Genomic DNA, 20,263 nt, shown 5'->3' on the forward strand with positions numbered 1-20,263 from the left:
GAAAGGATTTATATGGCAATTCTGGTTACCGGGGGTGCAGGCTACATCGGTTCACATACAGTGCTCACACTGCTTGAGCAGGGCGAAGAGGTGGTGGTGCTGGATAACCTTATTAATGCCTCTGCTGTTTCCCTTAGCAGGGTAGAAAAGCTGAGTGGTAAAACTGCCATCTTCTATCAGGGGGATGTATGTGATGCTGAAAAAGTCAGGGATATTTTCGCCACTCACGCTATTTCAGCGGTAATCCACTTTGCCGGGCTAAAATCCGTCGGTGAATCGGTGCGCAAACCACTTGAGTACTATCATAATAATCTTAGCGGTACGTTAGTGCTTTTGGATGAAATGCGTCGGGCGGGTGTGATGAAACTGATTTTTAGTTCATCAGCCACGGTCTATGGCCAGCCGGAGCAGATACCTCTGGTAGAGACATCGCGTACTGGCGGCACAACTAATCCGTATGGCACCTCAAAGTTAATGATCGAGCAAGTGCTGCAAGACTTTTCCCGTGCTGAACCTGCTTTTACCATTATCATTTTGCGCTACTTTAATCCCGTTGGCGCCCATCCTTCTGGAATGATTGGCGAAGATCCGAATGGTATTCCCAATAACCTGATGCCTTATATTGCCCAGGTGGCAATCGGCAAGCTGGAAAAAGTGGCTATCTTTGGCGATGACTATTCAACCAAAGATGGCACTGGTGTACGTGATTATATCCACGTCATGGATCTCGCCGAGGGCCATCTGAAGGCCATTGAATTTATCGACCGCCATCATGGCGTAGCGGTTTATAACCTTGGCACCGGCGTTGGCTATTCGGTACTGGAAATGTTGCAGGCATTCGAACGGGCATCCGGTCGCAAAATTCCATACCAAATCGTCGCGCGTCGGGAGGGAGACATCGGTGAATGTTGGTCCGATCCGGCGCTAGCTAAGACAGGCCTGGAATGGGAAGCAAAGCGCGACCTGGATACCATGATGCGCGATGCCTGGCGCTGGCAATCAAACAATCCTCAAGGATTTAACGCCTGACATCACATTAACGATTACAGAAAGTCTGGCAGGCAATCAATCCGGCTGTTACAGGTACTGCCAGACATCCTCAACGGAAATATCAGCGCAGTCTCCGGAATCACTCTGCAGTATCTGATACTTACCCGACCAGGGGTGCCAAATCTCCGGGTTGGTATCACCAAAAAATACCACCTGTTTCTTATTCAGCGCTGCGGCCAGATGCATCTGCCCGCCATCGCTGCAGAGCACCAGATCACAACGCTCAAAAGCCGCCAGCAACTCTCGCACTGACGAGGTTGGATACAAGGCCGCATTCTGATGATGACATAGCTTCAGCAACTGCTGCGCGCGATGCTCATCACCGACATCATCTGGCCCCAGCGTGCCTTGCGGAGACCAAAAAATCAGTACTGAAGCTCGACGTTCGGTATGCAGACGATTAATAACTTCCGCATAACGTTCCAGCGGCCAGCGCCTTCTGGCACTGCGACTGCTGATATGAACTGCAATCACCGGTTTGTCAGCAGGCAATAGCGCGGTTACACGCAACATCGCCTGCTGGCGTTCTTCATCGGTTAACCAGACACGTACCGGCGGGATTTGCATCTTGCGATCGCTGATAGCAGACAAATAGCTGAAGGTATGCTCAACCTGGTGCTTGCCTTGAAAATTATCTTTGCTGAACGGGAAATTAATTTTCATGTCGCCGCTATCAGCACCAATGATATTCCCGGCCCCTGCCAGTTTTGCCAGCCGTAAGCTGTATTTGCAGGGAACGGGATTGGCGAGGATAGTCGCATCAAATTTTGTTTTTCGTAACCGCATAAACATTTTGAGACGCTCGACATAAACGCCAAGCGTTGTCTCGCCCTGCGCTTTATGCTTAGCTTTTTTATAGACAAAAATCTGGTCAATATGGGGATTATGCTTTACGACATCTTGCGTAAGGCTATTTATCAGCAGATAAATCCTGGCATCAGGATAAGCAATTTTAATCCCCTCAATTAAGGGAGTAGTGCATACCAGATCGCCGATATTATCACGGCGTATAATCAAAAAATGCTTCATTACTTAGCTCATTAATGGAACCGTTTGTTTGCTTTGACTGCGCAAGTGAGAGAAGTTCAGCAAATTTTATAACTTGCGTCTCATTCTGACTGCATAGAGCATTCCGAGTTTACTCTCTTCTGATCAGTTTATCGTTTCGGGCGGCTTTAACCTGTCAGTGGTTTCCCCTACAATCTCTCCACTTAACTTTGAGAAACCATAAGTATGGCAAGCCCGATACCCTCAACGTTTACGCCACGTAAAATTCTGCTGATTAAGTTACGTCATCATGGTGACATGTTGCTGACAACGCCGGTGATCAATGCGTTACATCAACGTTATCCACAAGCCATCATTGATGTATTACTATACGCAGAAACCCGCCCGATTTTGCAGGCTCATCCGGCTATTGGCGAAATCCATGCTATCGACAGAAACTGGAAAAAACTGGGCGGCTGGCAACGTTTCAAACATGAAATGGCCGTAGCCACTCATTTGCGATCGCGTCACTATGATGTGGTAATTAACCTTGCCGATCAATGGCTCAGCGCCATAATTACCCGCTTGTCTGGCGCTTCGGTGCGTATTGGCTTTGATTTTGAAAAGCGCCGTAATCCTCTGTGGCAATTTTGCCATAACTACCTGGTTCCAACCGATAACCATCACCAGTTGCACACCGCTGAACAAAATCTTTCGGCACTACAACCGTTAAATATTCCGGTTGCAGGGGTTCACGCGTCGATGCATTACAGCGACAGTGACTGGCAACATACCAAACATCTACTGGCGCAGCAGTTCTCTCAGCCATATATCGTGATTCAGCCCACTTCGCGTTGGATATTTAAATGCTGGGAAGATGACAAAATGGCAGAAGTCATTGATCAGCTAGCCCGACCCGGCCTGAAGGTGGTATTAACCGCCGCGCCAGATGCGAAAGAGCAGGCGATGATCGATAATATTTTGTCATTGTGTAAAAGTGGGGATGTCGTTTCCATTGCCGGAAAATTGACCCTGACACAACTGGCAGCGCTTATCGCGCACGCCCGGCTTTTTATCGGCGTCGATTCTGCACCGATGCATATGGCTGCCGCACTAAATACCCCCTGCATTGCGCTTTTTGGTCCCACCAAATTGCAGTTCTGGCGACCATGGGGTGAAAATAATCAGGTGATTTGGGCTGGTGATTATGCACCTCTTCCCGATCCAGACTCCATTAATACCAACACCCAACAGCGCTATCTCACTGCTATTCCGGTAGAGGACGTCGTGAAAGCCGCAAGGAGTTATCTGGATGAATAAAGTCCGCCTCGCTATCGTCAGACAAAAATATCGCCCTGACGGCGGCGCAGAACGCTTTATCTCGCGCGCACTGGAAGCGCTGGAAAGCGACCAGCTCGATCTGAATATCATTACCCGCAGTTGGCAGGGCACACCAAATCCTGACTGGCATCTGCATATCTGTAACCCGAAGAAATGGGGACGTATTTCACGCGAGCGTGGTTTTGCCCGCGCCGCACGTGAATGCTGGCAGCGGGAAAAATTTGATATTGTACAGAGCCATGAACGGATCGAAGGCTGCGATATCTTTCGTGCTGGCGATGGCGTGCATCGTGTCTGGCTGGAGCAACGCGCGCGTATTATCAAACCGTTACAGCGTCTGGCGACGACATTAAGCCCTTATCATCGCTATGTGATGCAGGCGGAAGAGGAGATGTTTCGCTCAGCGTCTCTGAAAAAAATCATCTGTAACTCCGAGATGGTGAAACGTGACATCATTCGCTGCTTCCAGGTGCCGGAAGAGAAATTTGCCGTCATCTATAACGCCATCGACTCGCAGCGTTTTCAGCCGTCAAACGATGCTACACGTCATGCTGCGCGCCAGCAGTTGCGTATTCCGGCTGATGCCTGTGCACTTATCTATGTTGGATCCGGTTTTGAACGTAAAGGCCTGCGCGCCGCCATTGAGGCCATAGCTCGTAGCGATCGTTACCTGATTGTTGTCGGCCAGGATAAGCAATTAAGCCGCTATCAACAGCTGGCTAATCAGCTTAATTGCCTGAACCGCATCCGTTTTGTCGGCGTGCAGCAAGATGTTGTCTCTTTCTATCATGCCGCTGACGGCCTGATACTGCCGACGCTATATGACCCTTTTCCGAATGTGATTTTAGAAGCAATGGCCTGTGGACTGCCAGTGATCACCAGCTTTGGGTGTGGGGGAGCGGAATTTATTACCGATGGTCAGGAAGGCTTCGTCTGTGATGCATTAGATATCAACGCATTGCAACATGCCGTCAATGCTATTCCGGCAAAAGTAGTCGATTCAGCCATGAGTGAGGCCGCACGCGCCAGAATCCTGCCTTATACCCCTCAATGCCTTGCTGCAGAATTACATTCGCTTTATCAGCAAGTATTGCAACAGCATGATTAAGTAAGATGAGCGCCGGCAAGTTATCTGCTAACATGCCGGATTGTTCTTTGGGATAATATTTGACGCATTAGTGTCGTAAAAACCTGTATGACGACAATTTACACCGTTCTGCTCTATCTCATTCAGCCGCTGATTTGGCTGCGCCTCTGGTTGCGCGGCCGGAAAGCACCTGCCTATCGTAAAAGATGGGCCGAACGCTATGGTTTTTGTGAAGGAAAGGTAAAGCCAGACGGTATTTTGCTGCACTCGGTATCAGTGGGTGAAACCCTCGCCGCCGTACCGCTGGTACGTGCGCTGCGCCATCGCTACCCCACGCTGCCGATTACCGTCACCACCATGACGCCAACCGGTTCAGAACGCGCGCAGTCCGCTTTCGGTAAAGATGTTCACCACGTTTACCTGCCTTACGACCTGCCTGGCGCGATCCATCGCTTCCTTGATACCACCAGCCCAAAGCTGGTGATTATTATGGAAACCGAGCTGTGGCCCAATATTATCAAAGCCCTGCACGATCGTAAGATCCCGCTGGTGATTGCCAATGCGCGCCTTTCTGAACGTTCCGCCGCTGGCTATAAAAAGCTGGGTAAATTTATGCGCCAGTTACTGCAGCGCATCACGCTGATTGCCGCGCAGAATCAGGAAGATGGCGAGCGCTTTGTCAGTCTCGGCTTAAAACGTTCGCATCTGACGGTCACCGGCAGCCTGAAATTTGATATTTCCGTGACGCCAGAGCTGGCGGCACGCGCCATCACGCTGCGCAGCCAGTGGGCGCCACGGCGTCCGGTGTGGATTGCCACCAGTACCCACGAAGGCGAAGAGAGTATTATTCTGGCCGCCCACCGTAAATTACTGGCGCGTTTTCCCAATCTGCTGCTGATTCTGGTGCCGCGCCATCCGGAACGTTTTGCCGATGCGCGCGATATGACGCAAAAAGGCAACTTCAGTTATATCCTGCGCAGCAGCGGTGAAATTCCTTCCGGCAGCACTCAGGTAGTGATTGGCGATACCATGGGTGAACTGATGCTGCTGTACGGCATTGCTGACCTGGCTTTTGTCGGCGGTAGCCTGGTAGAGCGCGGCGGTCATAACCCGCTGGAGCCGGCTGCGCACGCCATTCCGGTGCTGATGGGGCCGCACACCTTCAACTTCAAAGATATCTGTAGCAAACTCCAGCAGGCTGATGGCCTGATTACCGTCACCGATGCGGACTCACTGGATAAAGAGATCGGCAACCTGCTGACCGATGATGACTATCGCCGCTATCACGGCCGTCACGCGGTGGAAGTGCTGCATCAGAATCAGGGCGCCCTTCAGCGTCTGCTACAGTTACTCGAACCCCATTTGCCACCACGGAATCACTAAATGACCGCTCGCCAACGACTTTCGGTGGTGATGATCGCCAAAAACGAGGCCGGGCTGTTGCCCGATTGCCTGGCTTCAGTGAGCTGGGCCGATGAAATCATTCTGCTCGACTCCGGCAGCAGCGATAACACCGCCGAAATTGCCCGCCAGCACAATGTTCAGGTTTATCACTCTGAAGGCTGGCCCGGTTATGGCTTGCAACGCGAGCATGCGCAAAGCTATGCCAGTGGCGAAATGATTTTGATGATCGATGCCGATGAGCGGGTAACTGCCGAATTGCGCGCGTCGATTGAGCGCGTACTGGAACATCCGCAGCCACATACGGTTTACAGTATTGCCCGGCGTAATCTGTTTCTCGGACGCTTTATGCGCCACAGCGGCTGGTATCCCGACCGTGTGACCCGTCTCTATCCGCGCGACTACCACTACAATGATAACCAGGTGCATGAGTCGCTGAATGCCCGCGATGCGCACGTTGTGCCATTGCGTGGTGATCTGCTGCACCTTACCTGCCGTGACTTCTCTGCGTTTCAGCGTAAACAGTTTGCCTATGCGGAAGCCTGGGCTAAGCAGCGTCACCAGCAGGGAAAAGGCTGTTCGGTATTCTCCATTTTCAGTCATACCATCAGCGCGTTTGTGAAAACGCTGGTGCTGCGCGCCGGCTTTCTCGATGGTAAACAGGGCTGGATACTGGCAGTGGTTAATGCACAGTACACTTTTAACAAATACGCCGCCCTGTGGGCGCTAAATCAGGCAGCAGAGAAAGGGAGCTTATGAGCACTAAAGCGATCTATCCCGGTACTTTCGATCCGATGACCAACGGTCATCTCGATATTGTCACCCGTGCAGCGCTGATGTTCGATCATATCGTACTGGCGATTGCCGCCAGCCCGAGTAAGAAACCGATGTTCTCGCTGGATGAACGCGTGGCGCTGGCGCAACAGGTTACGGCGCATCTCGATAATGTTGAAGTGGTCGGTTTTAGCGATCTGATGGCAAACTTCGCCAAAGCGCAGAATGCCAATGTGCTGGTGCGCGGTTTACGCGCCGTGGCGGACTTTGAGTATGAACTTCAACTGGCGCATATGAATCGCCATCTGCTGCCGACGCTGGAAAGCGTGTTTCTGATGCCGTCGGCAGACTATTCCTTTATCTCTTCTTCACTGGTGAAGGAAGTGGCGCGCCATCAGGGCGATGTGCAGGCCTTTCTGCCACCAGTGGTGCATCAGGCGCTAATCGCCAAACTGTAATGCCAAACGGGAGCCGATAACGGCTCCCCTACAAAAGAATCAATGTTTCGTAGCGGCGGTGTTCTCGCCGCCCACCGGACGTTACAAATAGCCCGCATATGCGCTTATTTCTGACAACCGCGGCAGAAAAAGGTACTGCGCTGACCGTGGATGGCTTTCTCAATTAAGGTGCCACATACCCGGCACGCTTCACCCGCGCGGCCATAGACCTGCAACTCCTGCGCAAAATACCCCGGTTTACCATCCGTCTGCAGAAAATCACGCAGCGTGGTGCCACCCTGCTCGATTGAACGTAACAGCACTGCTTTAATGGTGGCGACCAGCAGCGCCGCTTCGGACTGCGTCAGTGACATTGCCGGACGATCGGGCAGGATCCCCGCCGCAAACAGCGATTCGCTGGCATAGATATTGCCAACCCCCACCACCAGCTTATTATCCATCAGCCAGGGTTTGATCGCCGTGCGTTTCACGCGCGATTTGGTATACAGCCAGTCGCCGCTAAACTCTTCACTCAGCGGCTCCGGCCCTAAATGCGCCAGCACATTGCTGGCCTGCGGATCGACACTCCACAACCATGCGCCAAAGCGGCGTGGATCGGTATAGCGCAGCACTTTACCGTTGCTCATCACCAAATCGACATGATCGTGTTTTGCGGCAGGAACATCTTCCGGCAATACCCGCAGGCTGCCAGACATACCGAGGTGAATAATAATCCAGCCGGTCGGCAGCTCCAGCAGTAAGTACTTGGCCCGGCGCTGTACGCTTAATACCGGCTGATCGCTCAGTGCATGAATTTCCTGTGATACCGGCCAGCGCAAGCGGCTGTTACGTACCACTGCATGCAAAATGGTTTCACCGACCAGATGCGGCTCGATTCCGCGCCGACTGGTTTCGACCTCAGGTAACTCAGGCATGCCAACTCCTTGGGTTGTGTTGTCTTATAAAACAAAAAACCCGGCCGAAGCCGGGTTTTTCTTAAGTCGCTAAATTAATTACTTAATTTTAGCTTCTTTGTAGAGCACGTGCTGACGGACAACTGGATCGAATTTCTTCAGTTCCAGTTTTTCCGGCTTGGTGCGCTTGTTCTTCGTGGTGGTATAAAAATGACCTGTACCAGCAGAAGAAACCAGCTTGATTTTCTCACGAATACCTTTAGCCATGATTCAGTTCCTTAGTACTTCTCACCACGGGCACGGATTTCGGTCAGAACCGTCTCAATACCCTTTTTATCGATAACACGCATACCTTTAGCAGATACACGTAGCGTAACAAAGCGCTTTTCGTCTTCAACCCAGAAACGGTGCTTGTGCAGGTTCGGCAGGAAACGGCGCTTCGTCGCGTTCATTGCGTGGGAACGATTGTTACCGCTCACCGGACGCTTGCCAGTTACTTGGCAGACTCGTGACATGTCAATTCTCCAAAAATCAAATTCAGCTCGAGCTTTAAAAATAGGGTCCTGGCCGCCTCGTCAGGCTCTTAGCCCATCCAGGCGAGTTCTTATGTAAACCCGCTTAGCAGGCCCAAACGCCAAACCCGAGATTCTCAAAGGTGGCGTAGTATACGCCCTGTAGCGCCGCTGCTCAAGTCCCGAACAGATAAAGATCCCGGCGGATCGCGCAAAATAGCCGCACCTGGTCAGGAAACCGCTGATAAAAAGCGCAATCCGGGCCATCTGGTCGGCGTTATTGCCTGTTTTACAACCAACCACGTTCGGCGAATGAGACATAGTGACCATGGCCGACAACCAGATGATCTAATATCCTGATATTCAATAATAAGCCGGCGTTAATAATCTGTTGGGTGATATCGCGATCGGCAGCGCTGGGTTCCGCCATCCCGGAGGGGTGATTGTGCGCCAGAATCAGTGCCGCCGCATTGATTTTTAACGCTTCACGCATAATTTCCCGCGGATGCACCTCGACACTGTTAATACTGCCAGCAAACATCTCGCGCGACGTCATCACCCGATGCTGGTTATCGAGGAAAATAACCATAAAAATTTCCCGTTCCTGATGCGCCAGCATCCCAACCAGGTATTGATGGGTGGCCTCCGGGTTGGCAATCACATCTTCACGCGCCATTTTAGAACCAAAAAAACGTCGCCCCAGCTCCGCCACCGCATGCAGTTGCACTAATTTAACTTCCCCCACCCCTTTCACCTGCGATATCGCCTGTTTATCAGCGGTCATTACCCGGTACAACGAACCAAAATGCTGTAATAGCTGACTGGCCACCGTCATTACCGGTAGCCCGATGGAGCCGGTACGCAAGAAGATCGCCAACAGCTCTGCATCCGTTAGTACCTCTGCCCCCATCTTCCGCAACTTCTCTCGCGGCATCAATTGCTGCCATGGCGCTTCCATATCGCATCTCTCCCTGATAAAAGGGCAGCATGCCTGCCACTGCTCCGGCTGAGTAGTGGCAAATTGTCAGTTTTCGAGGCATCTCGCAAAGGTGCCAGTATGCTAAAGAGTTACATCTGCGGAGTGTGATAAAATACGCAAATCGTGACGCCAATCAGCGCGTCTGGCTAAGGTAATGATGACGGATAACACTATGACGGGATTAACCGGTAAACACATCGTACTGGGCGTTAGCGGCGGTATCGCCGCTTATAAAGCACCTGACCTGGTTCGTCGCCTGCGCGATCGCGGCGCCGAAGTAAGGGTGGTGATGACCGGTGCGGCGAAAGCCTTTATCACTCCGCTTAGCCTGCAGGCGGTCTCCGGTTTTCCGGTCTATGATGACCTGCTTGATCCAGCGGCTGAAGCCGCGATGGGCCATATCGAGCTGGGGAAATGGGCGGATTTAGTGATTCTTGCCCCAGCCACTGCCGATCTGATTGCGCGTGTTGCCGCCGGTATGGCCAACGATCTGGTGACCACCATCTGCCTGGCGACGGCTGCGCCTGTTGCCGTGGTGCCGGCGATGAATCAGCAGATGTATCGCGCGCTGCCAACTCAGCACAACCTTAAAGTACTGGCCGATCGCGGTGTATTGATCTGGGGTCCCGATAGTGGCAGCCAGGCCTGTGGCGATATTGGCCCGGGTCGCATGCTGGACCCGCTGGCGATTGTCGATCACGCCGTGCAGTGGTCAACACCGGTCAACGACCTGCAACATCTTAATATTATGATCACCGCCGGGCCGACACGCGAAGCGCTGGATCCGGTGCGCTATATCAGCAATCACAGCTCGGGAAAAATGGGTTTTGCCATTGCCGCCGCCGCCGCCGCACGCGGCGCCAGTGTCACGCTGGTCGCTGGTCCGGTAAACCTGGCGACCCCGCCGTGGGTGCAGCGTATTGACGTCACCAGCGCGCTGGAGATGGAAAAAGCGGTGATGGCGCACATTACCCGCCAGCATATTTTTATTGGCAGCGCAGCCGTGGCAGACTACCGCGCGGCCAGCATCGCCGAAGAAAAAATTAAAAAACAGGGTGATGAAGTGACACTCACCATGGTAAAAAACCCCGACATTGTGGCGGGCGTCGGCGCAATGACCGATAGCCGTCCCTATGTGGTAGGATTTGCCGCTGAAACCCAGAATGTGGAAGAATACGCCCAACAAAAACGTGCGCGAAAGAATCTGGATTTAATCTGCGCCAATGATGTGTCAAAAGCCGGGCAGGGTTTCAATAGCGACACCAATGCTCTTCACCTTTTTTGGCAGGAGGGAGATAAAGTCTTACCGCTCAGCGATAAGTCACTCCTTGGCCAACAGTTAATAGACGAGATTGTCAGCCGTTATGATGAAAAAAATCGACGTTAAGATTATGGATCCGCGTGTAGGCAATGCGTTCCCACTGCCAACTTACGCTACCTCGGGATCGGCAGGTCTTGATCTGCGCGCCTGCCTTGATGAGGCTATTGAGCTGGCTCCGGGCCTTACCACACTGGTGCCAACCGGATTAGCGATTCATATTGCTGACCCTGAACTGGCGGCGGTGATTCTGCCACGCTCCGGGCTGGGCCATAAGCATGGCGTGGTGCTGGGCAATCTGGTAGGTCTGATTGACTCTGACTACCAGGGACAACTGATGGTATCGGTGTGGAACCGTGGCCAGGATACTTTCACTATTCAACCCGGTGAGCGCATTGCACAGATGGTCTTTGTGCCAGTAGTGCAGGCCGAGTTCAATCTGGTTGAAGATTTTGATGCCAGCGCGCGTGGTGAAGGTGGTTTTGGCCACTCAGGCCGCCAGTAACGCATAACGAACAACCCTCGTAACGTATTATAGCCGTTTACTCTTTAATGCCGTGAGACGCTCTCTCACGGATGTTACGTGGGTATTTGCCCGTTTATGGTGAATTTTCAGGGGTCTTTTAAGTCATGGCAGAAAAAAAGAGTGCGAAAAGGAATCGTCGCGAGGAAATATTGCAGGCTCTGGCGCAGATGCTGGAATCCAGTGATGGTAGCCAGCGCATTACTACCGCCAAACTGGCTGCCAATGTTGGCGTCTCCGAAGCGGCGCTTTACCGCCACTTTCCCAGCAAGACGCGGATGTTTGACAGTCTGATTGAATTTATTGAAGACAGCCTGATCACCCGTATCAATCTGATCTTAAATGATGAAAAAGAGACGTTGCCGCGCCTGCGCCTGATCGTACAACTGATTCTCGGCTTTGGTGAACGTAACCCTGGCCTGACGCGTATTCTGACTGGCCATGCCCTGATGTTTGAACAGGATCGCCTGCAGGGGCGCATTAACCAGCTGTTTGAACGAATTGAAGTCCAGTTGCGCCAGGTAATGCGCGAACGGAAAATGCGTGAAGGGGAAGGCTTCACCACCGATGAAACCCTGCTGGCCAGCCAGCTGCTGGCATACTGTGAAGGCATGCTGTCGCGTTTTGTCCGTTCCGAATTTCGCTATCGTCCTACCGTGGACTTTGACGCACGCTGGCCACTGCTGGCGTCTCAGCTGGTGTAATCGCTACGGCGCTGTTGATAAGGGGGTTAACTGTTCATCCAGTAAAGCCACCAGCAGCGCCGTACCATCCTCAGCCACCCGCAATTCGCCATAGCGCGCATTAGCAAAATCTTCGGCATGTCCTTCCTCGAAAAACCACGCGTTACTGGCTACCTCAATCCCCTGATTGCCACGATGGACCTGCAGATAAAGCTGGTTGGCGCTCAATGGCTGACCGCGATCCCAGCTGACATCGGTGGCAATATGCTGCGCATTTAGCGTAATGATGACACGTTTATTTTGCGGCATCTCTTCGCCAGACAGACGGTTATTCAGCGCATAATTCAGCGCCATATAATCCCCCTGCATCAGCGAACGGGGATCGACCGGCGCCAGCGCCAGTCGCACTACGCTGCCGTGCGCCAGTAACTGCTCTTTTTGATAAATCGCCCGATTGGTTGCCAGTAAGATCACTAATAACACAGCAAACAGCAGCCACTTACGCATATTCACCTCCCTGTAAACGGCGATGTGCCAGCGCCGCAATCAGCAGCAGCACCACTCCGGCGGCAAACAGCAGCAGCGCTTTATCCAGCAAGGAAGTACCGAGGAAGTAATACCAGTCGATGGTATAGAGCACCAGCAGCACAGCGGCGGCCATCATCAGCACTTTGCTGTTCTGGAAACGTGCCAGCAGCAGCAATAACCACGCCAGCGCGATACCCGGCGCGAACAGGCTCATCGCCGCCAGCACGGTGGCAATCAGCAGCAACTGCCAGGCGCCCGGCACCCCTTCCCGGCGACCAAGAATCAATGCAGCAATCAGTAATCCGGCGGCAATACCCTCATTGAGAGTAGAAAAATCACCGCCGCGCGGCGCCACTTCATTAATCAGCAGCAGATTTTCCATCGGCACCGAGCCATAGAAGCAGAGCGCCAGCAGACCGCTGCTCACCCCTAACAGGCAGGGACGGAAACGCCAGGTGTAGCGATCGTCAATGCCAGCCAGAATAACACCGATAGTGATCAGCGCAGAGACGGCGACCGGCAAACTGCTGGTAAACCAGGTCAGGCCGCTGACAAGGAAAAATACCAGCGCAGCACTGTTGAGGAAGCGATAAAAGTTATCGCGAAACAGAATAAACAGCAGCGCCAGCACCGGCACAAAAGCCAGACACATCTGGCCGCTAATCCAGTTACGGTCATCAATCCACAGCGCCACCGCGACACAACTGCTAAAGCTACAGGCAATCGCCCAGGATAAACCAATCTGGCGCTGAGCAAGGCCGGGTTTACCTAAAAACAGCCAGCCGGGAACGCCACTGAACAGCGCGATCAGCACAAAGGTCAGCACTTCAAATTTATCAAACAGGCCGTAGAGGAAACAGGACAGCACCAGCAGGGCAAAAGCCATCACGCCGGCAAACCAGCCGCTTAATACCAGCGCAGCGCGCACATACCAGGGTAACTCGTCATCGTTATCCTGTTGCAGCAACGCGATCTGTTGTGGCGTCAGTAACGCCTGCTGCTGCAGCCGCGACCAGATGGCCTGCTGCTCGTTACGCTCTTCAGGCTGCAGCTCGTCAGGATTTTGCGCACGTAACTTTAACACCCAGCGGCTGGCCTGAGCGGCGCACAGGCATAACACCACCAGTGCGACCACTAAGGTCAGAATAATATCGACCTCAATAAATAGCCGCAGCACTCCCGCCACCAGCAAAAAGCTGATGCTGAATAAACCACAGGTGAGGATAAACAGATCGCGCTGACGGCGATAGAACAGCAAATAACCCGCCACCAGCATCGCCAGCCACAACACCGCGCTGAGCAGGCCGTATGGATGGTGATCGCCAAACAATTCGCTGGCGCTGGCGACCGTCAGGGTGACCAGCGTCCAGAACACCATTACCCGAAACAACCCGTTGTTGTTGCGGGTAATCGCATACCAGACAACCAGCGCGGCCAGCAGCGAGAGCTGGTAAATCAGGCTAAACCCGTGATTAAACGGGAAATCCTGCCAGCCATCCAGCCGCAATAAGAAGGCGACATTGGCCACCAGCCAGCAGAGCAACCAGAGTGCGGTAACACGGGCAAAGCAGGCTATAGCGAACAGCGCCACGGCCCAGGCACGAAACAGCGTCCAGCTCTCGGCGCCGGTCTGATAGACCTGACCATAAACAGCAAACAGCACACCGGTGAGCATGCCGATGGCAATCAGCGCCAGACGGGCGCTGTTCTGCGCCCAGCGCCACCACACCAGCACCGCCAGCGCAATAATCATGCCCTCAACCAGCGCAAACTTCAGCATGCGCGGCAGCGTGTGCCAGTTCCAGGCAAAAAAGAATATCACCCCGCAAACCAGTGACAATGTGCCAATCAGCGCAAAGGTGGCGCGCAGAAACAGTAGCCATCCCTGCGCATCTGGCCGCGCACCAATCAGCTGTAAAATAGCGTGTTGGGTCGCAAGAGAGATCTGGCCTTGAGACTGTAACCGTCGCACCGCTCTGCCTGCCGCGGTGGCTGCTTTTCCTGCATATAAGTGGTTTTCCACGCGTTACTCTCCGCGCCAGTCAGGGCTTGTTATCAGATTCCGTACTCTTTCTGGTACGCACGTACTGCCGCCAGGTGGTCGGCCATTTCCGGCTTCTCTTCCAGATAAACGATCAGATCTTTCAGCGTAATGATGGCGATAACCTGACACTGGTAATCACGCTCAACTTCCTGGATGGCGGAAATCGCCCCACGTCCGCGTTCCTGACGGTCCAGAGAAATCAGTACGCCAGCCAGCGTCGCGCCATTAGCAGTAATAATTTCCATTGATTCGCGAATGGCGGTACCTGCGGTAATCACATCGTCCACCAGCATAATGCGGCCCTGTAACGGACTGCCCACCAGCGTGCCGCCTTCGCCATGATCTTTGGCTTCTTTACGATTAAAGCAGTATGGCACATCACGCTCATGATGATCGGCCAGCGCAACCGCAGTGGTGGTGGCAATCGGAATGCCTTTATAAGCCGGGCCAAACAGCAGGTCAAAATCGATTTTAGAATCAACCAGCGCCTGAGCGTAAAAACGACCTAACAGCGCCAGATCGCGTCCGGTATTAAACAGTCCGGCATTAAAGAAGTAAGGACTTTTGCGGCCCGATTTCAGGGTGAATTCACCAAATTTTAATACCTGTTTGTTTAGTGCAAACTCGATAAATTGACGCTGCCAGGGTTTCATCACTCTCTCCTCAAAATGTTTTCATAAAAAAGGCGACCCTCAGGTCGCCTGTAAAAATCAGTTTGCCAGCGCTGCTTTCTGCGCCTGTATTAAGCTGTCGATGCCGCCCCGCGCCAGCTCAAGGAGCTTCAGCAACTCATCGTGGCTAAACGGTTCACCTTCAGCAGTGCCCTGCACCTCAATCATGCGGCCATCTTCGGTCATCACCACATTCATATCGGTTTCAGCAGCAGAATCTTCCACATACTCGAGATCGCACAGCGCTTCGCCGTTAACAATACCAACGGAAATCGCCGCGACCATCCCTTTCATCGGGTTGGCTTTCAGTTTACCTTGCGCCACCAGATGGTTCAGCGCATCGGCCAGCGCCACACAAGCGCCGGTAATTGATGCGGTACGGGTACCACCGTCGGCCTGCAGCACATCGCAGTCCAGCGTGATGGTGAACTCACCCAGCGCTTTCAGATCGATCGCCGCACGCAATGAGCGGGCAATCAGACGCTGAATCTCAAGAGTACGACCGCCCTGCTTACCTTTGGCCGCTTCACGCGCGTTACGGCTGTGGGTGGCGCGCGGCAACATACCGTACTCCGCCGTAACCCAACCCTGTCCCTGACCTTTCAGGAAACGCGGCACGCCTTCTTCAATGGTGGCAGTGCACAATACTTTTGTATCGCCGAATTCAACCAGCACAGCACCTTCTGCGTGTTTGGTGTAGTGACGTGTCAATGTGACGGGACGCACCTGTTGTGCGCTACGGCCTGCTGGACGCATGGTTTCTCTCCGGCTTGCTAATAGTGGCTGCGCATTATACGGGCTTCATGCGCCGCTGCCTACCGACGCCTGAGGGCAATATTTTTAAATCTGCAAAACAGAGAGTTAATGAAAAAAGCCGCGAACTATGTATAAATGCCCCTTTCCCCCCCAAAATCTGAATTTTATATGCCTGAGCTTTTACATTTTATTCTGGCGCTGGTGGTTATTTTCGCCCTGGCGTTACTGGTCAGTACTGACCGCAAAAAAATCCGTCCGCTCTATATTGTACAACTGCTGGTAATTGAAGCCGCACTGGCGTGGTTCTTTTTACACGCCGCCAGTGGCCTGTGGATCGTTCAGCATGTTGCCGGCTTCTTCGAAACGCTGCTGACCTTTGCCGCGCAGGGTTCGGATTTTGTGTTTGGTAATATGAGCTCGCAGGGGCTGGCGTTTATTTTCCTTGGCGTACTTTGCCCGATTATTTTTATTTCGGCGCTGATTGGTATTTTGCAGCACTGGCGCATTCTGCCGCTGCTGATTCGCCTGGTGGGAACGCTGCTGTCAAAGGTTAACGGCATGGGTAAGCTGGAGTCGTTTAACGCCGTCAGCACCCTGATCCTCGGACAGTCAGAGAACTTTATCGCCTATAAAGGCATTCTGGCCGATATCTCGCCACGTCGCCTCTATTCGATGGCCGCCACCGCGATGTCAACGGTTTCCCTGTCGATTGTCGGCGCCTATATGACGATGATTGATGCCAAATATGTCGTCGCGGCGTTAGTGCTGAATATGTTCAGCACCTTTATTGTGCTGTCGATTATCAACCCGACCCCGGCGGGTGATGAGCCAGATATCAAGCTGGATAAGCTGCATGAAGATCAGAGCTTCTTTGAGATGCTCGGCGAATATATTCTCGCCGGTTTTAAAGTCGCGATGATTATTCTGGCGATGTTAATTGGCTTTATTGCGCTGATCGCCGCGGTTAACGCGCTGTTTGCCGCGGTATTTGGCATTAGCTTCCAGCAGATTCTTGGCTATGTTTTCTGGCCATTTGCCTGGCTGGTGGGCATTCCCACTCAGGATATCCTGAAGGCTGCCAGCATTATGGCGACCAAGCTGGTCGCCAATGAATTTGTCGCGATGATTGAGCTGAAGAAAGTGGCGGCCGAAATGACGCCGCGTGGTCTGGGGATCCTTTCGGTGTTCCTCGTCTCCTTTGCTAACTTTGCTTCTATCGGCATTGTTGCGGGTGCCATCAAAGGCCTGAACGAGCAGCAGGGCAATGTGGTATCACGCTTTGGTCTGAAGCTGGTCTACGGTGCGACGCTGGTCAGTTTACTGTCCGCAGCCTTTGCCGGACTGATGCTGTAATACCCTGTCCGGCGGCGTCAGCCGCCGGATGCTTATTCAGAACGCGACGCAAACCGGCGTATCCACCCGCATCACTGAATCCTGAACAAAGCGCTGTTTATAGATAGTGCGCAGCACTTCAATTCGACTTTCACTCTCTTTATCTGGCGCATGAATCAGCAACAGTGCTTTGCTGTTTTCGCGCGCCAGCTTACCATCATTACCCAGCCACTGACCCTGGGCCTCAAATACCGACAGTCCATCTTTAAATCGTGGCGTAACATCGTTATCAATAAACGCCTGCCACTCGGCGGCGCTGATTACCGGGCCGGTCGGACGGTTCAGTCCAAAATAGAGCGTGGTTTGCGTCATGGCCTCTCCCACCGCACAGTCTGGCACCGTCACGTTTTTGGGCGACGCCACACAGCCGCTTAACAACAGTGCGGCAGTGATCATCATTATTTTGGGATTGGTTATTTTCATTATCATCCTTTAGCAGAAAAAAAAGGCTATCACCCTTAGCGGGCGCGACGGTTTCAGGACTGAGAGCAAATACCTATCATGCATCCACATGCATCGCTATAATTCCCTCATATTTCTCTGATACAGGTACGCAAAATGATCCGCAGTATGACCGCCTATGCACGTCGTGAAACTAAAGGCGAATGGGGCAGCGCAGCCTGGGAACTTCGTTCCGTTAATCAACGCTACCTGGAAACCTATATTCGTCTGCCGGAGCAGTTCCGCAGCCTTGAGCCCGTTATTCGTGAGCGCCTGCGTAATCGCCTGACGCGTGGCAAAGTGGAATGTAACCTGCGTTTCGATGCCGATCCAAGCGCGCAAAGCTCGCTGCTGCTGAATGAGCCACTGGCAAAACAGCTGGTTCAGGCGGCAAACTGGGTGAAAATGCAAAGCGATGAGGGCGAGATTAATCCGCTGGATATTCTGCGCTGGCCTGGTGTGATGTCTGCTAAAGAGCAAGATCTGGATGCCATCACCGCCGAACTACTAAAGGCGCTGGATGGTGCCATTGACGACTTCATTATCGCGCGTGAAACCGAAGGTAACGCCCTGAAGGCAATGATTGAGCAGCGCCTGGAAGGTGTCAGCACCGAAGTGGCGAAAGTGCGCACACAGATGCCAGAAGTGGTGAAATGGCAGCGTGAACGCCTGGTGAGCAAACTGGAAGAGGCAGAAGTTCAGCTGGAGAACACCCGTCTGGAGCAGGAACTGGTAATGATGGCGCAGCGCATCGACGTGGCGGAAGAGCTGGACCGCCTGGAAGCGCATGTGAAAGAAACCTATAACATCCTGAAGAAGAAAGAAGCAGTTGGTCGCCGTCTCGACTTTATGATGCAGGAGTTCAACCGCGAGTCGAATACTCTGGCTTCGAAATCAATCAATGCTGAGATTACGACTTCCGCTATCGAGCTGAAGGTACTGATTGAGCAGATGCGCGAGCAGATTCAGAATATCGAGTAAATATCACCAATATCCAGAAAAATCCACAAGGCCATGAAATAAAGGCCTTTTTTATGGATTTTATTTTACTAACCTCCACCAATATCCATTTAAATCCAGAGATAAGTGGGTAGTGATTTGGGTACTAAATCCCTTTACTTCCCCTTTTATGTACCATATAAACCTTCTACTACCCAACCACACTTCCCAGAGCTAACTATCCGTGCCTGGGCTGATCAGAGGCTTATATGGGAACGTTAACGGTTAAGGAAGTACAGGCTATCGTCAGAAAGGGTGAGTCTGGTCGATATGGAGACGGGGAAGGTCTTTATCTCATGCTTCCCCCCAAAGGTTCTCCATACTGGATGATCCGATACACTATCAACGGTAAAAGAAAAGCGCTTACCCTGGGTAAGCAAACGGATTTGTCGCTTGCAGAGGCTCGATCTGAAGCAGACGCAGCACGTAAGAAGGTTAGATCCGGTAATGACCCAGTCGCGGAACGTAAGCTAAACCGCCCTGCTGCTATCACTACAGTAAATGAATTGTTTACCGACTGGTTGATTGAATTACAAAAAAGACTCAAAAACCCGCAAATCCCAGCAAGGGTATTCAAAAAAGACATTTCACCTCAGATAGGCCTATTGGCAATCGACAAAGTGACACCATTGGACGTTAGAGCAGTCATTCGCAAGATTTCTGATAGCGGAAGACCTTCAATTTCTAATGACGCTCTGCTTTACATGAAGCAACTGTTCAATCATGCGATTAAACTTGGCCTGACCATGAACAATCCCGCAGCGGCCTTCAGAGTAAACGACGCAGGTGGAGTGGAGAAAAGCAGGGAAAGAGCACTGACACTTGAAGAAATTGGCTTCGTTTTCGAAAAATTTAAGGAAAACTCGGATAGTTTCAGTCGAGATAACTATATCGCATGCGCACTTTTGATTTTGTTAGGTGTCAGAAAGACAGAACTTACCGAAAGCAAATGGACAGAGTACAGACTGGAAGATAGCAAGTGGGTGTTACCTGCTGACAGAAGTAAGACTGGTAGAGAGATCGCCATACCTCTTTCACCACTAGCATTGACTTTTTTCAACGAATTAAAGGTTCGTGCATGTGGTTCAGAGTATGTATTTCCAAACAGGCGAGTAAGCAAAACACCTCATATGGGCAAAGATACGCTTAACAGAGCGCTAGCAAAACTATTCGGTCAGGAGCCTGGTAAGAAGATTCAGCCACCAAATAAAATGAAAAATCTTGAATACTTTACCGTTCATGACTTGAGAAGGACTTGCCGAAGTTTGCTGGCTTCATTGTCCGTACCGCCTCATATTGCAGAGCGGTGTCTCAATCACAAAATAGAAGGGGTGCAGGGAATTTATGACCGTTACGATTACTATGAGGAGAGGAAAAAAGCTTTAAACCGAATGGACAAAATGTTAGAAAGAATCTTTGTGTAAAA

The 20,263-nt window shown here is 52.2% G+C and carries 22 protein-coding genes; 12 read left to right on the forward strand and 10 right to left on the reverse strand.

Annotated features, from left to right (window positions below; translation table 11 throughout):
• The first annotated feature begins 12 nt into the window (after positions 1 to 12).
• On the forward strand, positions 13 to 1,029 hold the full coding sequence (galE, locus tag N5923_RS03445) for a UDP-glucose 4-epimerase GalE (RefSeq protein WP_267142864.1): 1,017 nt from the start codon (positions 13 to 15) through the stop codon (positions 1,027 to 1,029).
• 48 nt (positions 1,030 to 1,077) lie between these two features.
• Here the strand turns inward: galE and N5923_RS03450 are convergent, their stop codons facing one another.
• Positions 1,078 to 2,079, reverse strand: a complete 1,002-nt coding sequence (locus N5923_RS03450; RefSeq protein WP_267142863.1) for a glycosyltransferase family 9 protein — start codon at positions 2,077 to 2,079, stop codon at positions 1,078 to 1,080.
• A gap of 204 nt (positions 2,080 to 2,283) precedes the next feature.
• Between N5923_RS03450 and rfaQ the strand changes: the two genes are divergently transcribed.
• The 5 genes from rfaQ (at position 2,284) to coaD (ending at position 7,098) form a co-directional block, all read left to right on the forward strand.
• A complete protein-coding gene (rfaQ, locus tag N5923_RS03455) occupies positions 2,284 to 3,357 on the forward strand; it encodes a putative lipopolysaccharide heptosyltransferase III (protein WP_267142862.1) in 1,074 nt (357 codons plus the stop codon).
• Positions 3,350 to 4,486, forward strand: a complete 1,137-nt coding sequence (locus N5923_RS03460) for a glycosyltransferase family 4 protein (RefSeq protein ID WP_267142861.1) — start codon at positions 3,350 to 3,352, stop codon at positions 4,484 to 4,486. Before rfaQ ends, N5923_RS03460 begins: the two co-directional genes overlap by 8 nt.
• An 87-nt stretch (positions 4,487 to 4,573) precedes the next feature.
• Positions 4,574 to 5,848: a lipid IV(A) 3-deoxy-D-manno-octulosonic acid transferase gene (gene waaA / locus N5923_RS03465; RefSeq protein ID WP_267142860.1), complete on the forward strand. Its 1,275-nt coding sequence runs from the start codon at positions 4,574 to 4,576 to the stop codon at positions 5,846 to 5,848.
• The gene (locus tag N5923_RS03470) at positions 5,849 to 6,625 is read left to right on the forward strand and encodes a glycosyltransferase family 2 protein (protein WP_267142859.1); all 777 of its coding nucleotides are present in this window, start codon (positions 5,849 to 5,851) and stop codon (positions 6,623 to 6,625) included.
• The gene (coaD, locus tag N5923_RS03475; RefSeq protein WP_267142858.1) at positions 6,622 to 7,098 is read left to right on the forward strand and encodes a pantetheine-phosphate adenylyltransferase; all 477 of its coding nucleotides are present in this window, start codon (positions 6,622 to 6,624) and stop codon (positions 7,096 to 7,098) included. Before N5923_RS03470 ends, coaD begins: the two co-directional genes overlap by 4 nt.
• A 104-nt stretch (positions 7,099 to 7,202) precedes the next feature.
• Here coaD and mutM read toward each other — a convergent pair whose 3' ends face one another.
• From mutM to radC, 4 genes are all read right to left on the reverse strand, one after another.
• Complete coding sequence (gene mutM, locus N5923_RS03480; protein ID WP_267142857.1) at positions 7,203 to 8,012, reverse strand: bifunctional DNA-formamidopyrimidine glycosylase/DNA-(apurinic or apyrimidinic site) lyase; 810 nt, start codon at positions 8,010 to 8,012, stop codon at positions 7,203 to 7,205.
• A 78-nt stretch (positions 8,013 to 8,090) separates the two neighbouring features.
• The gene (gene rpmG, locus N5923_RS03485; RefSeq protein ID WP_003024094.1) at positions 8,091 to 8,258 is read right to left on the reverse strand and encodes a 50S ribosomal protein L33; all 168 of its coding nucleotides are present in this window, start codon (positions 8,256 to 8,258) and stop codon (positions 8,091 to 8,093) included.
• 11 nt (positions 8,259 to 8,269) lie between these two features.
• Entirely contained in the window at positions 8,270 to 8,506 is a 237-nt protein-coding gene (rpmB, locus tag N5923_RS03490) for a 50S ribosomal protein L28 (RefSeq protein ID WP_026111758.1), read from the reverse strand.
• Between the two features lie 286 nt (positions 8,507 to 8,792).
• Complete coding sequence (gene radC / locus N5923_RS03495; RefSeq protein WP_267142856.1) at positions 8,793 to 9,461, reverse strand: RadC family protein; 669 nt, start codon at positions 9,459 to 9,461, stop codon at positions 8,793 to 8,795.
• 193 nt (positions 9,462 to 9,654) lie between these two features.
• Between radC and coaBC the strand changes: the two genes are divergently transcribed.
• The 3 genes from coaBC (at position 9,655) to slmA (ending at position 12,027) form a co-directional block, all read left to right on the forward strand.
• Positions 9,655 to 10,869 carry a bifunctional phosphopantothenoylcysteine decarboxylase/phosphopantothenate--cysteine ligase CoaBC gene (coaBC, locus tag N5923_RS03500; protein WP_267142855.1) on the forward strand — a complete coding sequence of 405 codons (1,215 nt, stop codon included), beginning with the start codon at positions 9,655 to 9,657 and terminating at the stop codon, positions 10,867 to 10,869.
• Complete coding sequence (gene dut, locus N5923_RS03505) at positions 10,847 to 11,305, forward strand: dUTP diphosphatase (protein WP_267142854.1); 459 nt, start codon at positions 10,847 to 10,849, stop codon at positions 11,303 to 11,305. The genes coaBC and dut overlap by 23 nt, the downstream gene beginning before the upstream one ends.
• Positions 11,306 to 11,430: 125 nt before the next feature.
• A complete protein-coding gene (slmA, locus tag N5923_RS03510) occupies positions 11,431 to 12,027 on the forward strand; it encodes a nucleoid occlusion factor SlmA (protein WP_267142853.1) in 597 nt (198 codons plus the stop codon).
• A 3-nt stretch (positions 12,028 to 12,030) separates the two neighbouring features.
• Here the strand turns inward: slmA and N5923_RS03515 are convergent, their stop codons facing one another.
• Genes N5923_RS03515 through rph form a run of 4 tightly spaced genes read right to left on the reverse strand, consistent with a single transcriptional unit; the run spans position 12,031 to position 16,005 of the window.
• The gene (locus N5923_RS03515; RefSeq protein WP_407704374.1) at positions 12,031 to 12,513 is read right to left on the reverse strand and encodes a GDYXXLXY domain-containing protein; all 483 of its coding nucleotides are present in this window, start codon (positions 12,511 to 12,513) and stop codon (positions 12,031 to 12,033) included.
• Positions 12,506 to 14,557 (reverse strand): DUF4401 domain-containing protein, encoded by a 2,052-nt coding sequence (locus tag N5923_RS03520; protein WP_267142851.1) that lies wholly within the window; start codon positions 14,555 to 14,557, stop codon positions 12,506 to 12,508. The genes N5923_RS03515 and N5923_RS03520 overlap by 8 nt, the downstream gene beginning before the upstream one ends.
• A 32-nt stretch (positions 14,558 to 14,589) precedes the next feature.
• On the reverse strand, positions 14,590 to 15,231 hold the full coding sequence (pyrE, locus tag N5923_RS03525; RefSeq protein ID WP_267142850.1) for an orotate phosphoribosyltransferase: 642 nt from the start codon (positions 15,229 to 15,231) through the stop codon (positions 14,590 to 14,592).
• Between the two features lie 57 nt (positions 15,232 to 15,288).
• Positions 15,289 to 16,005 (reverse strand): ribonuclease PH, encoded by a 717-nt coding sequence (gene rph, locus N5923_RS03530; RefSeq protein WP_267142849.1) that lies wholly within the window; start codon positions 16,003 to 16,005, stop codon positions 15,289 to 15,291.
• A 168-nt stretch (positions 16,006 to 16,173) separates the two neighbouring features.
• Between rph and N5923_RS03535 the strand changes: the two genes are divergently transcribed.
• Positions 16,174 to 17,358 (forward strand): NupC/NupG family nucleoside CNT transporter, encoded by a 1,185-nt coding sequence (locus N5923_RS03535; RefSeq protein WP_267142848.1) that lies wholly within the window; start codon positions 16,174 to 16,176, stop codon positions 17,356 to 17,358.
• A 36-nt stretch (positions 17,359 to 17,394) separates the two neighbouring features.
• On the opposite strand, the gene N5923_RS03540 is transcribed toward N5923_RS03535, so the two are convergent.
• Positions 17,395 to 17,820, reverse strand: coding sequence for a DUF3574 domain-containing protein (locus N5923_RS03540; protein ID WP_267142847.1), 426 nt, complete (start codon positions 17,818 to 17,820; stop codon positions 17,395 to 17,397).
• 135 nt (positions 17,821 to 17,955) lie between these two features.
• Between N5923_RS03540 and N5923_RS03545 the strand changes: the two genes are divergently transcribed.
• Positions 17,956 to 18,819: a YicC/YloC family endoribonuclease gene (locus N5923_RS03545; protein ID WP_267142846.1), complete on the forward strand. Its 864-nt coding sequence runs from the start codon at positions 17,956 to 17,958 to the stop codon at positions 18,817 to 18,819.
• 227 nt (positions 18,820 to 19,046) lie between these two features.
• Positions 19,047 to 20,261, forward strand: coding sequence for a tyrosine-type recombinase/integrase (locus N5923_RS03550; protein ID WP_267142845.1), 1,215 nt, complete (start codon positions 19,047 to 19,049; stop codon positions 20,259 to 20,261).
• Positions 20,262 to 20,263: the final 2 nt, after the last annotated feature.

It is taken from the genome of Winslowiella arboricola, assembly GCF_025527015.1.
Taxonomy (GTDB): Bacteria; Pseudomonadota; Gammaproteobacteria; order Enterobacterales; family Enterobacteriaceae; genus Erwinia; species Erwinia arboricola.

Coding starts and splice junctions, on each gene's coding strand:
- N5923_RS03515 (WP_407704374.1), bottom strand. CDS start 12,513: ATGCGTAAGTGGCTGCTGTTTGCTGTGTTATTAGTGATCTTACTGGCA.
- coaD (WP_267142858.1), top strand. CDS start 6,622: ATGAGCACTAAAGCGATCTATCCCGGTACTTTCGATCCGATGACCAAC.
- rph (WP_267142849.1), bottom strand. CDS start 16,005: ATGCGTCCAGCAGGCCGTAGCGCACAACAGGTGCGTCCCGTCACATTG.
- N5923_RS03545 (WP_267142846.1), top strand. CDS start 17,956: ATGATCCGCAGTATGACCGCCTATGCACGTCGTGAAACTAAAGGCGAA.
- coaBC (WP_267142855.1), top strand. CDS start 9,655: ATGACGGGATTAACCGGTAAACACATCGTACTGGGCGTTAGCGGCGGT.
- N5923_RS03460 (WP_267142861.1), top strand. CDS start 3,350: ATGAATAAAGTCCGCCTCGCTATCGTCAGACAAAAATATCGCCCTGAC.
- galE (WP_267142864.1), top strand. CDS start 13: ATGGCAATTCTGGTTACCGGGGGTGCAGGCTACATCGGTTCACATACA.
- N5923_RS03540 (WP_267142847.1), bottom strand. CDS start 17,820: ATGAAAATAACCAATCCCAAAATAATGATGATCACTGCCGCACTGTTG.
- dut (WP_267142854.1), top strand. CDS start 10,847: ATGATGAAAAAAATCGACGTTAAGATTATGGATCCGCGTGTAGGCAAT.
- radC (WP_267142856.1), bottom strand. CDS start 9,461: ATGGAAGCGCCATGGCAGCAATTGATGCCGCGAGAGAAGTTGCGGAAG.
- N5923_RS03470 (WP_267142859.1), top strand. CDS start 5,849: ATGACCGCTCGCCAACGACTTTCGGTGGTGATGATCGCCAAAAACGAG.
- N5923_RS03450 (WP_267142863.1), bottom strand. CDS start 2,079: ATGAAGCATTTTTTGATTATACGCCGTGATAATATCGGCGATCTGGTA.
- N5923_RS03535 (WP_267142848.1), top strand. CDS start 16,174: ATGCCTGAGCTTTTACATTTTATTCTGGCGCTGGTGGTTATTTTCGCC.
- rfaQ (WP_267142862.1), top strand. CDS start 2,284: ATGGCAAGCCCGATACCCTCAACGTTTACGCCACGTAAAATTCTGCTG.
- N5923_RS03550 (WP_267142845.1), top strand. CDS start 19,047: ATGGGAACGTTAACGGTTAAGGAAGTACAGGCTATCGTCAGAAAGGGT.
- rpmB (WP_026111758.1), bottom strand. CDS start 8,506: ATGTCACGAGTCTGCCAAGTAACTGGCAAGCGTCCGGTGAGCGGTAAC.
- rpmG (WP_003024094.1), bottom strand. CDS start 8,258: ATGGCTAAAGGTATTCGTGAGAAAATCAAGCTGGTTTCTTCTGCTGGT.
- mutM (WP_267142857.1), bottom strand. CDS start 8,012: ATGCCTGAGTTACCTGAGGTCGAAACCAGTCGGCGCGGAATCGAGCCG.
- pyrE (WP_267142850.1), bottom strand. CDS start 15,231: ATGAAACCCTGGCAGCGTCAATTTATCGAGTTTGCACTAAACAAACAG.
- waaA (WP_267142860.1), top strand. CDS start 4,574: ATGACGACAATTTACACCGTTCTGCTCTATCTCATTCAGCCGCTGATT.
- slmA (WP_267142853.1), top strand. CDS start 11,431: ATGGCAGAAAAAAAGAGTGCGAAAAGGAATCGTCGCGAGGAAATATTG.